The following is a 12199-nucleotide window of genomic DNA, read 5'->3' on the forward strand; positions in this document are numbered from 1 at the left end:
TTTTAAAGATTAACTGAGCAGATGTGGGTATTGTACAATGAATAGGAGTAGGTATATAGCTTATACCTACTTTTCAAAACGAGGTGAAATTAAATCTCTTTAATGAAGACTTTAGATTTACGCTGAAAGTTATATAGTTTTTGTTTACCTTCAGGTAATTTATCCATAGGTTGCTCAATAAAACCTTGCTCTTGAAACCAATGACCACTGACCGTTGTTAAGACAAAAATAGAAGAGAGTTCTTGTTGTTTAGCCTCTTCTTCTAAAGCCGTAATTAAACGCCCACCCCGATTTCCTTTACGATAATCTGGATGAATAGCAACACAAGCAACTTCACCCATTTTTGCATCTGGATAAGGGTATAGCGCGGCACAAGCAATAATCATGTCTTCTTTTTTAAGCACTATAAATTGGTTTATTTCAACTTCAAGTAATTCACGAGAACGTTTAACCAACACCCCTTCAGCTTCAAGTGGAGCCAATAGATCTAATATTCCCGCGACATCATCAATGGTAGCTGTCGATAATTCTTCTTTGTGATCTTTGGCAATAAGAGTGCCTGCACCGTCACGCGTAAATAACTCTTGTAGCAACGCAGTATCACTTTGATAGCTAACGCAATGACAACGTTCAACACCATTTTCTCCGCTTTGAATAATTGCGCGAAGTAATAACTGACGAACATGGCAATCTTTATCATCAAGTAAGGTTTTAACACGACGTACACTACAGCTTTTAATCAAGATCCCAAACTCATCGAGCAAGCCTTCATCTTCTGTTAGTGTAATCAATTTATCAGCATTTAAGTTAATTGCCGTTTGTGCAGCAACATCTTCTAAGGCTAAATTAAAGACTTCACCTGTGGGTGAATAACCGATAGGTGATAACAGTACAATAGAACCATAATCTAACTGCATATTTATGCCGTCAGAGTCTATTCTACGCACCGAACCAGTGTATTTATAGTCAACACCATCACGAACACCCATAGGCTTAGCAATAACAAAATTACCGGTACTTACTCTAATTTGAGAGCCATGCATTGGTGAATTCGCAAGGCCTGTGGTGAGTAAGGCTTCTATATGCAAACGTAACGAACCAGTAGCATCTTTTACTGCGCTAAGCGTATCAGCATCAGTAACACGAATATTATTTTCCATAATTCGTTCGATATTACGTTGAGCCATACGCTCTTCAATTTGTGGCCGCGCTCCATGCACAACAACAAGTTTGACACCTAAACTTCTCAGTAATGAAATATCATGAATAATATTTGCAAAATTAGGGTGTAAAACAGCTTCACCACCAAACATTAATACGACAGTTTTGCCACGGTGAGCATTAATATAAGGTGCCGCATTTCTAAACCATTTAACGTAATTTTGATCGCTATTATTCATGTTTCATTCTTTAATTTTATATGTAAGTGCTTCAAGTAAACTCGAAGCACTGATAGTTCAAGCATGGCAGAGTCTAACTACTTACCCTGACCAAGAACATATTCCATCGCGATTTCATCAGCAGGATCTTTATCTGGTGATGGTTCACTATCTTCAATAATATTCTCAGCTAACGAGCTCTTATCAATGGCACTAAAACCTAACTTGGTGAAATAGTCAGGAATGTAAGTTAGTACAATAATTTGTTTTAATTCCATTTGATAAGCAAATTCAAGTAAGTATTGAACTAACGCTTCACCTTGTCCTTGATTTTTAGCTGGTTCATCAACTACTACAGAACGAATTTCAGCAAGACCCGTTTGATAAATATAAAGCGATGCACAACCAACAACAACACCATCAAGCTCTGCTACAACAAAGTTTTGAACATCATGAATAATGTTATCTAGCGTTCGTGGCAATATTTCGCCTTTATCCGCTTGCACATTCACTAATTGATGTATTTTATCTACATCTGACATTCGCGCTCTACGTACTGACATTGCTGCAGCTCGTTGAGCATTCAAACGTTGTTTCACTTGCTTAAGCGCTACTTTAATTTGCTGCTTACCCGGCGCACCAACAACTTGTTCATTTAAGATTTTTTCATTACCAGTCGCTAACGCTTTTTCAACTTGAGAACGTGAGGTACCACCCAGTGCTTCGCGTTTATCTAGCGTTGATTCTATTGATAAATGTTGATAAACATCTTGTTCAATTTTATCACTGAATTCTTGTAGTTGAGAAATGGTTAAATCTTCTAACGGACAACCTTCTTCAATAGCAGCCAAAACAACTTCACCAACAATATGATGCGCTTCACGGAATGGAATGTCTTTACCTACTAAGTAATCAGCAAGTTCAGTGGCATTAGCGTAACCTTGCTGAGCAGCAGCTAAAGTACGGCTTCTATTTACTTTTAAACCGTCAGCAACTAACACAGCCATTTCCATACATTCTTGCCATGTATCAAGCGCGTCAAAAAGACCTTCTTTGTCTTCTTGCATATCTTTATTGTAAGCAAGAGCCAACGCTTTCATTGTTGTTAACATACCTGTTAATGAACCAAAAACACGGCCGGCTTTACCACGAATTAATTCACATGCATCAGGGTTTTTCTTTTGTGGCATTAACGATGAGCCAGAGCTCACTAAGTCGCTCATTTCTACAAAACCTGCTTCGCCTGAGTTATAGAAAACTAAATCTTCAGCAAAACGAGATAAATGCATCATTGAAATACTAGCAGCAGCTAATAACTCAATAACGTGATCACGATCTGAAACTGCATCCAAACTATTCATCGTTGCTGTTCTAAAGCCTAAGCGGCTAGCTAGAGCATTACGATCAATTGGGTAAGCAGTGCCCGCTAATGCACCTGAGCCTAATGGCGAAACATCTAAACGATATAAAGCATCTTTTAAACGACCAATATCACGGTTAAACATTTCAACGTAAGCTAAACACCAATGACCAAAAGTTACCGGCTGAGCGCGCTGTAAATGCGTATAACCAGGTAATACGGTATCTTTTTCACGTTCAGCTAAATTCATCATCGCTTGTTGTAAATTAACAAGGGCAAATAATAATTCGCCGCCCGTCTCTTTACACCAAAGTTTTAAATCGGTAGCAACTTGGTCATTACGACTACGACCTGTATGGAGCTTCTTACCTAGATCACCTGTTTTTTCAATAAGTTGAATTTCAACCCAGCTATGAATATCTTCAGCATCTGAAAGTAAAATCTGTTTAGGATTTTCTTCCACTGATTCTTTTAATTCATTTAACGCAGCAACTAAGCGTGTTAATTCACCATCATTTAACACACCTACTTCATGAATAGCCTGTGCCCAAGCAATTGAACCGACAATATCTTGTACTGCCATGCGATAATCAACAGGTAACGAGTCGTTAAATTTTTTAAATTGTACACTCGCTTTTTCTTTAAAGCGTCCACCCCATAAGGCCATTACTACTTCTCCTGATTTTTTTTGCTTAACGCAGTAATTCTGCTTGATAAGCTAAATAAACGAATAAAACCTTCTGCATGTTTTTGGTCATAAACGTCATCAGCACCAAATGTTGCAAATTCTTCAGAATATAAAGAGTTAGGAGAACGACGTTGAGTAACTTGTGCCATCCCTTTATACATTTTAACGACTACATCACCCGTTACTTGCTCAGCAAAAGAAGCCGCTGACGCTAATTGCGCTTTAGCAAGTGGCGTAAACCAACGACCATCATAAATTACATGAGAGAATTCATGACCTACAGATTCACGATACTTAAGTGACTCTTTATCTAGAATTAATGTTTCTAAGCCTTTGTAAGCTGCCATTAATACCGTGCCACCCGGAGTTTCATAACAACCACGTGACTTCATGCCAACTAAACGGTTCTCAACGATATCAATACGGCCCACACCATGTGCTGCTGCTTTATCATTTAAGTAGACTAACGCTTCATAAGCACCAGCACCTGTTGGAGAGAAATCTTTACCATCTACAGCAACTAATTCACCTTTATCAAAACTTAAGGTTACCCGACCTGGTTCATCTGGAGCATCCATTGGATCAACAGTCATCGTCCAAACTTCTTTTGACGGCTCACACCATGGGTCTTCTAATTCACCACCTTCGTGAGAAATGTGCCATGCGTTTGCATCACGGCTATAAATTTTAGTTAATGAGGCTGCACAAGGAATATTACGTTCAGCTAGGTAATCAAGTAAGTCTTCACGAGAAACCATGTCCCACTCACGCCATGGCGCAATAACAGTAAGCTCTGGTGCTAAGGCAGCAAAACAAGCTTCAAAACGTACTTGGTCATTACCTTTACCAGTACAACCGTGACATACAGCGTCAGCACCTACTTTTAAAGCAACTTCAATATGTGCTTTAGCAATAATAGGACGTGCCATTGACGTACCTAATAAATATTGACCTTCGTATACCGCACCCGTTTTAAGAATTGGATAAATATAATCTTTAACGTATTCTTCTTTAAGATCGGCTACGTAACATTCTGAAGCGCCAGAGGCGATAGCTTTTTCTTTAATGCCTTCTAACTCTTCTGCGCCTTGACCAACATCAGCACAAAAAGCAATAACTTCACAGTTATCATAGTTTTCTTTCAACCATGGAATGATTGCTGATGTGTCTAAACCACCTGAATACGCTAATACTACTTTTTTGATTTTTTTCTTTTGAATACTCATTTGTTTGTTCTCTAAATTTGGTTAAATAGTTTGTTAATTATTTTTTCAATAACGTTAGTTAGTAAATAGGTTTACTAAAACAGCATTTTGAGCCCACATTCTATTTTCAGCTTGCTGAAAAACTACCGACATTTCACTATCAAATAGCGCTGTTGTAATTTCTTCTTCTAAATGTGCTGGCTGACAATGCATCACAATATTTGCATCGCTATTTTTCATTAAAGCATGATTGACTTGGTAAGGAGCAAAATGCGCTAATAGCTTTGCTTTTTTACTTTCATCTTCATCACCCATAGAAATCCACGTGTCCGTATAAATAACATCTTGCGGACCAATATTGTTCACATCTGTTGTGATAGTTAATTTTGCGCCAGACTCACTGGTAAGCACTCGCGCTTTTTCAATAATATCTGCCTGTGCCTCGTAGCCTACAGGAGTAACTAAAGTAAAATCTACACCTAATATAGCAGCCATTATCATTAATGAATTAGAAACATTATTACCATCGCCTACGTAGGCTAATTTAACGTTGCTTAAATCAGCAACATTCTCATTAGCAAAGAGCTCAGTCAACGTAACAAAGTCCGCTAAAGCCTGACATGGGTGGTACAGATCACATAGCGCATTAATAACAGGAACCGTTGCATGCTCGGCTAAGCCTTGAATAGAGTCATGGCTAAAAACACGTGCAACAATGGCATCAGCAAAACATGATAAGTTTTTCGCGTAATCACTTACTCGCTCGCGCTCACCTAATTTACCGTTTTGTTGCCCTAAGTAAAGTGCATGACCACCTAACTTATTAATGCCCATATCAAAACTAACATGCGTTCTTAATGACGGCTTTTCAAAAATCATGGCAACAGATTTACCAGCCAAGACTTGATTGTAATCTTCAGGATTCTTTTTAATATGAATTGCTAGCTCAATTAAGGCTAACAATTGTTGCTTATTTAACTGATCGTCAGCTAAAAAATTCGAAATTTGTAGTGACTTGCTTTGTTGTAACATAAGTTTTTCTCGATTCAATTAATCTAATACTTGCTCTACTAATATAGCGTTAATAAGTCTGCACTAATCTGCCAATATTTGCGTACCCATCCCCTGGCCACTTAACAGGCTAGGAATTTTCTCTGGCGATTGCCAACTAGCAACCGTAATACTTCGTCGTAATTGATTAGCGGCTTGTAGTGCTGCATTCACTTTTGCTGTCATACCACCAGCAATAACGCCTTGTTCAATAAGATCATTGGCTTGTGTACTGTTTAGTGATGGTAAGTATTCTCCATCACTACCTTTTACACCATTAACATCTGTTAATAGTAGTAGTTCAGCATTCAGTAACTGACAAATAGCGACAGCAGCATCATCCGCATTAACATTCACCAAATCACCATTAGCTAAACATCCAATAGATGAAACTACAGGTAGAAAATGACTGTTAAGCAGCGAATCTAATAACAAACTAGACTTAGGTATTGGTACACCTACTTCTCCTAAATCTAATTCAGATTTAGTACAAGCGATCATATCGCCATCAGCTAAAGATAGCCCAACTGCCGGTAAGTTCATGCTGCTTGCTGTGGCAACAATTGATTTATTTACAGTACCCGCTAAAGCACCACTGATTAAACCAATTTGCTCTTTTGGGGTAACACGTAAACCATGCTTTTTAACAGTAGTAAAACCAGCTTGGGCTAGCATTTCATCAACGACACAACCACCACCGTGAACTAATACCACTTTAGCCTCAGTTTTAAGGTTTACAATCACTGCTAATAACGCATCTAACGCACCAGATTTCTCCAGAATAGCTCCGCCAATTTTTATCACTAAAGGGTTGTGGTTGCTCATGTTTTAATTCTCTTATCTTTTTAATTATCGTATGCTATTTTCAATACCAAAACATTCAAAATGAACAGTGTCGTTGTGTTGGTTAAGTTATTATTAACCAATAACTGTGACCTAGTAACTACGACCTAACAAACTATATTCACTTGGTAATCCAAGCTGAATATTAAAACATTGTATAGCCTGTGAAGAAGCCCCTTTAAGTAGGTTGTCAATAGCACAACTCACCACAACAACATGCTTTTCTTGGTCAACTTGCCAATGAAGATCAGCAAAAGGTGTATGTGCTACATTACCTATTTGAGGCCAGGCATCAACAATTCTAACCAATGGTTTGTCGTTATAAGCTTGTTCGAATGCTGCATCAACTTGTTCAGCAGTAATACCCGGTTTTAGCTGCAGGGTAACAGTGGCTAGCAAACCTCTTTTATAAGGGGCTAAATGTGGATTAAAAATAACGTCCGCATTTGCTTCTTGAGAAATTTCTGGCTGATGTCTATGCTGTAAAATATTATAAGGTTTTAAACTGATTTCATTAAAGTTTGTCGCTAATGAAGCATTTCTACCTGCACCACTAACACCACTAATGCCATTCACTACAATTAATGAATTTTCAATATGAAAGTGATTGCTTGTGATAGGTTTTAAAGAAAGTAAACTTGCCGTTGGATAGCAACCAGGTACAGCAACTAAGTTGGTGTTAACAATATCATCATGTTGCCATTCAGCTAGACCATATTTAGCTTGAGATAAAGCGCTAATATTGGCATGTTCAAAGCCGTAGAATTTTGGATAGTCTTCAGCGTTTTTTAATCTAAAACCACCAGAAAGATCAAAAACCTTCACACCTGCATCAACAAATGCTTGAGCCCAATCAGCACTAAACTCATGCGGGGTGGCAAAAAATACAGCATCTAATTTTTTAGCCGTATTTACAATATTATCGTCAAACCATTGCTGAGAAAAAGACTCCAGAGGTACATCACATATCCCCTGCCAGCGACCATGTAATTCGCTAAAAAGTTTTCCACAGGAAGTAGAGTTTTCTGACACAACGAGATGTTGTATTGAAACTTTATCGTGTTGGCCTAATAAACCAACTAATTCAGCACCGGCGTAACCACTAGCGCCAATAACAGCAACCTTTTGAACTTCTGACACAATGTAAACCTTTTTATTCAGAAAACTAATAACGATATGGATTTTAATAAAATAACCATTCTCTTATAACTAAAGTATCCAAGAGATATTAAAATAATTCTCTATCGTCGTCGTATTTCTTGGACAATTAGCATTTTAAGTGGCCTTATTACAGCAGGTTATTTACACTATAAAAAGCAATTTAACAGCTCATGGGTAGTTATGCAACGATTAAGCATAACTATTTGGGCTTTTATTCAAATTATTCTTTTTATAGTGCGGATCCTTTTATATGACACAATTACCTAACTTCACCCAATCTTTGACTCAATTGATTGCTTGCTCTTCAATTAGCTCAACTCAACCAAGTTGGGATCAAGGAAATCTGGAAGTAATTCAATTACTTGCCACATGGTTTGAACAGTTAGGTTTTGATATAAATATTCAAAAAGTTCCTAACACAACAAATAAGTATAATTTATTAGCCAAACTTGGCAGTGGTGAAGGTGGTTTATTACTAGCGGGTCATAGCGATACAGTTCCTTTTGATGAAAGTCGCTGGCAGAGCGATCCTATGAATGTGATTGACAAAGATGAAAAGTTTTATGGTTTAGGTACCTGTGATATGAAAGGGTTCTTTGCTTTTATTTTACAAGTTTGCAAAAGTGTTGACGTTAAGAAATTAAAAAAACCACTCTACGTTTTAGCAACTGCAGATGAAGAAACCACCATGGCTGGTGCACGTTTTTTTGGACAAACCCAAGACATAAAACCTGATGTTGCCATCATAGGAGAGCCGACTAATTTAGTACCTGTAGTAATGCATAAAGGTCATATGTCACATCGTATCAGTGTTGAAGGTCAATCAGGCCATTCAAGCAAACCGTCACTAGGCGTTAATGCCATAGAAATAATGTATGAAGTTATTGGTGCATTAATTGATTTAAAGAAAAAGTTTAACCTTAACTTTAAAAATGAAGCATTTGATGTACCTGCACCTACATTAAACATGGGAGCAATTAAAGGCGGTGACAACGCAAATCGTATATGCGGACATTGTGATTTAGATATTGATTTACGCTCGTTGCCTGGCATGAGTGATGATGAATTACTGCAATGGTTAAGCGACGCGTTAAAACCATTAGCTGAAAAATACCCAGCGCGCATCAGTTTTGATGAATTACACCCTAGTTCACCTAGTTTTGAACAGAATAAATATCCAACTGATGACAACTGTATTGTATCTATTGCCGAAGAAATAAGTGGTCACACATGCTGTGCCGTAAATTACGCTACCGAAGCGCCTTATATACAACAACTTGGCTGTCAAACCATTGTGTTAGGCCCTGGCTCGATAAACCAAGCACATCAACCTAATGAGTTTTTAGCCCATAGTGAAATAGACAAAACAGATAAGTTATTGATATCAATGATCCAGCATTATTGCCTGAGCTAGCACTATTGCTTTAGCTAGCACTTTATTTCACGATAATTTCCATCACTCATTAAAACCTGTATTAATGATTAAGCTTCAGCCAGAAGCTTAATCATTATATTTTATTTGTTTAACTTCCCTCCTTCAATGTAAAACCTGCAATAGCACTTATACCCTAGATTAGCCCAATATTACCCTTTGCAAAGCTCACTTTATTTTAAATAAACGATGATTAAAATCACATAATTACGTATGTAATAATGAATAAAACCCTTGCAAATACAAACGAGAATGATTACTATTTGATTATTGTTTTTTATCAATATGGCAGAAATATAAAGGAGTTACTATGCCTCAATGGCAAGGCCTATTACACGAAGGTAACGATTGCTTTCATGCTAAAAAATGGAAACAAGCAGAGTATTGCTATAAAGAAGCGGCATTCCATCTAGACTCTTTATGGTCTGCTAATACAAAAGATGTAGAGTTATTAATGGCATGGATTTGTGCTGTTCATAATTTATCGAGTTTATTTGAAGTTCAGAACAATGCAGATTTATCGCTTGAGTATTTAAAAATTCCTCACCAAAGGATGTTATCGATTTATCAGTGCAATGAATATTGTGAAGACACTAAACTTATCGCTCAGAATGCCCTTAAAATAACATTCATGCCTATTTTAATGTTTTCTAAAAGACACCCTATTTGCGATACATGTATAAAGTCGTTAGCTGAATTTAAAGCTAAAATAGAATTAAACCAGCAAATTATTCATTAACTAATTTGCGCAAGTAAATTTAACAATCAAGGAAAGGGACAATAAAATGAAAGCACATATTTTAAGTCTATTTTGTCTTAGCTTATTAATGTCTTTTCCTGTTTTTGCTCACGCAGGACATGATCATTCATCCATATTCGCTAATATTATTCATTTACTATGGTTAGCACCGATTTTTGTTACGTTAGCGATTATATACACCAAATTTTTAACAAAAAATTATCAAATGAAGCCACAGAAAAAACAACTAAAGGAGGAATAAATATATGTATTACCAACTACTTAATAAGCTAGACGAAAAATTTAACTTTTCTACTGTTTCAGCCCAATGCGATATTCCTTTTAAAAGTGATAAACCTATCAGCGGTAAACAAAACTCACATTTAAAAATTAATCATGTGCCGATAACACCTCAAGTAAACAGTGATATGCCTAGTACTCAATAGATGACTTTCTTTGGCTTAAAATTCTGGAAAGTGACCGGACACAGCATGTTCCCTCGTATCCCACAAAATAGTTATGTACTTGTGGGTGAATGGCGTATCTTTAAAAAGATAAGAAATAATCAAGCAGTCCTGATCAATCATCCAAAATATGGCTTAATAATAAAAACTGTCGCGATTATTGATAAAAACAATTTAATTTGGTGTAAAGGTGAGAATGCGACAAGTATGTCAGTGGAGAAACTAGGCCCGGTGAGTAAAAAACAGATCATTGGCCGAGTTATTAAAGTATTTAGTAAGCCCCAAAGCAGTTCTAACTAGAAAAATAATATCAGTAAAAACAGAAATAAAGCCTTTCTGATAAGTTAACTACCCATGTATATTAAGGCACAATGAAAGATCTATTTTCTTCTTTATTCCATAACTTTTGATTAGTTTTAACAGAAAAGTATTCACCTGCATGCCAACATCGTGGCAATAAATCAAGCTGTTGTCTTTCGTGGTAGTTAGATGATAATAGCTCAAGAATCTCATTAAGACGTTCTTTACTTAAGGTCGCGATTTTTTTGGCCATCATTGGGAAGTATAAATTATTACTTTTTCTAACCGTTATATTATGCCCGTAACCAATAAAAGTTAGGTGTCGTGTTGCGATACGGCATAAGGGATTTTCTGGGTTTTCAGGATAAAGTCTATTAACAATAGCATACTCATAGCAATCGCCTAGGTGACCCATTTCATCTTCTGGCATATAAACAATACCATAACCTTGAGGGAACATACCTGTAATTTTATAAAGCGCATCAACAACTTTTTGAGAACAGCTACCTAATTCAGCATTTTTATTCAATACCTGAAAAACTTGAGGTAACACTTTATAATTGTAGGTCTCTTTCGTTGATAGAATAATAGAAACATATATTTGAGGTACTTTTAATAAGTTGCCAATCCCTTGCTCAGCCTTAAAACTACTTTTAATTAATTTCTTTATAAATTGATGTTTAAGCTGTTCATCAATAACAAATTGATCACGTAATTCTTTTGAATTCCCCGTATACTTCAAAACACCAATGGCATTAGAAATATAAGAAAGCGTTTCTTTATAGTTAATTTTTAATAATTGTCTTCTATCGGTAATATCTAAGATACGAAAATGATTTTTTTTACCATCTTCCCCATAAAGAATTACTTTCGCCTCCGGATGATGATGACCAATATTTTGTAATAAAGCCGCCATAAGAAGTGGCATTTTAACAAGTTCAGTAAAGCGCCGATGCTCTATTTCATCTAGCTCAGCAAAAGATTTCCCGCCAAATTCAGCTAATACTTTAAGAATATAGGGATCTTTTAATTCATTATCAAGAAGTAATCTATCGAGTAAGCGTAAGGATAAAATAGCTTTATAAAGCATTTTACATTGCTCATTACTCACAGCAACTTTATTACCTTCTGTTGGGCTAATTAATTGAATAGTCCCTAATAATCGAGCTGTTTTTCGGTTGCTTTCCCGTAAAGTCTCACCTTCTGCTAACTCAATTATTTCACAACAAATAGATTGTAAATGGTTATGACGTTCTATTTTTTCTAATTTTTCTAACGTGTCGGTTTCAGCGGTAGTTGTCGAGTTTGATTCTACAAATTCATTACTCTCAAAATAGTGAATTGCCCGTTCAAGTAAAGAATCATTTAGCATACTTCGCCCATAAAGTTTACCGATTAAAAGGTGAACTTGACGAGTATAGTGTGTCTGATGATTGGAAGCTTTAGCCATTAAGGTGTTATTTAGTTATTGAATCTATATATGATAGCTAATAATGCTAGAAAATACATAACTAAGCAACCAGAAGAAAGGCAAAAACAGTAAAGTTCAGGAACTAACTCTTATACCTATTGCTGCAT

12 protein-coding genes are annotated in these 12199 nt (G+C 36.4%); 5 read left to right on the forward strand and 7 right to left on the reverse strand.

Going from position 1 to position 12199, the window contains the following annotated elements:
- Window positions 1-89 precede the first annotated feature (89 nt).
- The 6 genes from argA to argC all read right to left on the reverse strand — a co-directional run bounded on the left by argA (window position 90) and on the right by argC (window position 7665).
- Complete coding sequence (argA, locus tag GQS55_RS17670; RefSeq protein ID WP_159821727.1) at window positions 90-1400, reverse strand: amino-acid N-acetyltransferase; 1311 nt, start codon at window positions 1398-1400, stop codon at window positions 90-92.
- 77 nt (window positions 1401-1477) lie between these two features.
- Window positions 1478-3406, reverse strand: a complete 1929-nt coding sequence (argH, locus tag GQS55_RS17675; RefSeq protein WP_159821728.1) for an argininosuccinate lyase — start codon at window positions 3404-3406, stop codon at window positions 1478-1480.
- Window positions 3407-3408: 2 nt separating this feature from the next.
- Window positions 3409-4653: an argininosuccinate synthase gene (locus GQS55_RS17680; protein ID WP_159821729.1), complete on the reverse strand. Its 1245-nt coding sequence runs from the start codon at window positions 4651-4653 to the stop codon at window positions 3409-3411.
- A 54-nt stretch (window positions 4654-4707) separates the two neighbouring features.
- Entirely contained in the window at window positions 4708-5637 is a 930-nt protein-coding gene (locus GQS55_RS17685; protein ID WP_201294704.1) for an ornithine carbamoyltransferase, read from the reverse strand.
- A 90-nt stretch (window positions 5638-5727) separates the two neighbouring features.
- Complete coding sequence (gene argB, locus GQS55_RS17690; RefSeq protein ID WP_159821731.1) at window positions 5728-6507, reverse strand: acetylglutamate kinase; 780 nt, start codon at window positions 6505-6507, stop codon at window positions 5728-5730.
- Between the two features lie 111 nt (window positions 6508-6618).
- Window positions 6619-7665, reverse strand: coding sequence for an N-acetyl-gamma-glutamyl-phosphate reductase (gene argC, locus GQS55_RS17695; protein WP_159821732.1), 1047 nt, complete (start codon window positions 7663-7665; stop codon window positions 6619-6621).
- 271 nt (window positions 7666-7936) lie between these two features.
- Between argC and argE the strand changes: the two genes are divergently transcribed.
- The 5 genes from argE (at window position 7937) to sodX (ending at window position 10621) form a co-directional block, all read left to right on the forward strand.
- The gene (argE, locus tag GQS55_RS17700; protein ID WP_159821733.1) at window positions 7937-9100 is read left to right on the forward strand and encodes an acetylornithine deacetylase; all 1164 of its coding nucleotides are present in this window, start codon (window positions 7937-7939) and stop codon (window positions 9098-9100) included.
- Window positions 9101-9428: 328 nt separating this feature from the next.
- Window positions 9429-9857 (forward strand): hypothetical protein, encoded by a 429-nt coding sequence (locus GQS55_RS17705; protein WP_159821734.1) that lies wholly within the window; start codon window positions 9429-9431, stop codon window positions 9855-9857.
- 46 nt (window positions 9858-9903) lie between these two features.
- A complete protein-coding gene (locus GQS55_RS17710) occupies window positions 9904-10119 on the forward strand; it encodes a hypothetical protein (protein WP_159821735.1) in 216 nt (71 codons plus the stop codon).
- A gap of 4 nt (window positions 10120-10123) precedes the next feature.
- Entirely contained in the window at window positions 10124-10303 is a 180-nt protein-coding gene (locus GQS55_RS17715; protein ID WP_159821736.1) for a hypothetical protein, read from the forward strand.
- The gene (gene sodX, locus GQS55_RS17720) at window positions 10304-10621 is read left to right on the forward strand and encodes a nickel-type superoxide dismutase maturation protease (protein WP_268892412.1); all 318 of its coding nucleotides are present in this window, start codon (window positions 10304-10306) and stop codon (window positions 10619-10621) included.
- 61 nt (window positions 10622-10682) lie between these two features.
- Here the strand turns inward: sodX and GQS55_RS17725 are convergent, their stop codons facing one another.
- Window positions 10683-11993: a hypothetical protein gene (locus GQS55_RS17725; RefSeq protein ID WP_236559691.1), complete on the reverse strand. Its 1311-nt coding sequence runs from the start codon at window positions 11991-11993 to the stop codon at window positions 10683-10685.
- Window positions 11994-12199: the final 206 nt, after the last annotated feature.

This window comes from Colwellia sp. 20A7, assembly GCF_009832865.1.
Lineage (GTDB): Bacteria > Pseudomonadota > Gammaproteobacteria > Enterobacterales > Alteromonadaceae > Colwellia.

Bases quoted from the DNA above. Each gene is read 5' to 3' on its own strand.
- GQS55_RS17705 (WP_159821734.1), top strand. From the start codon at position 9,429: ATGCCTCAATGGCAAGGCCTATTACACGAAGGTAACGATTGCTTTCAT.
- GQS55_RS17715 (WP_159821736.1), top strand. From the start codon at position 10,124: ATGTATTACCAACTACTTAATAAGCTAGACGAAAAATTTAACTTTTCT.
- GQS55_RS17710 (WP_159821735.1), top strand. From the start codon at position 9,904: ATGAAAGCACATATTTTAAGTCTATTTTGTCTTAGCTTATTAATGTCT.
- GQS55_RS17725 (WP_236559691.1), bottom strand. From the start codon at position 11,993: ATGCTAAATGATTCTTTACTTGAACGGGCAATTCACTATTTTGAGAGT.
- argB (WP_159821731.1), bottom strand. From the start codon at position 6,507: ATGAGCAACCACAACCCTTTAGTGATAAAAATTGGCGGAGCTATTCTG.
- argE (WP_159821733.1), top strand. From the start codon at position 7,937: ATGACACAATTACCTAACTTCACCCAATCTTTGACTCAATTGATTGCT.
- argA (WP_159821727.1), bottom strand. From the start codon at position 1,400: ATGAATAATAGCGATCAAAATTACGTTAAATGGTTTAGAAATGCGGCA.
- argH (WP_159821728.1), bottom strand. From the start codon at position 3,406: ATGGCCTTATGGGGTGGACGCTTTAAAGAAAAAGCGAGTGTACAATTT.
- sodX (WP_268892412.1), top strand. From the start codon at position 10,304: ATGACTTTCTTTGGCTTAAAATTCTGGAAAGTGACCGGACACAGCATG.
- GQS55_RS17680 (WP_159821729.1), bottom strand. From the start codon at position 4,653: ATGAGTATTCAAAAGAAAAAAATCAAAAAAGTAGTATTAGCGTATTCA.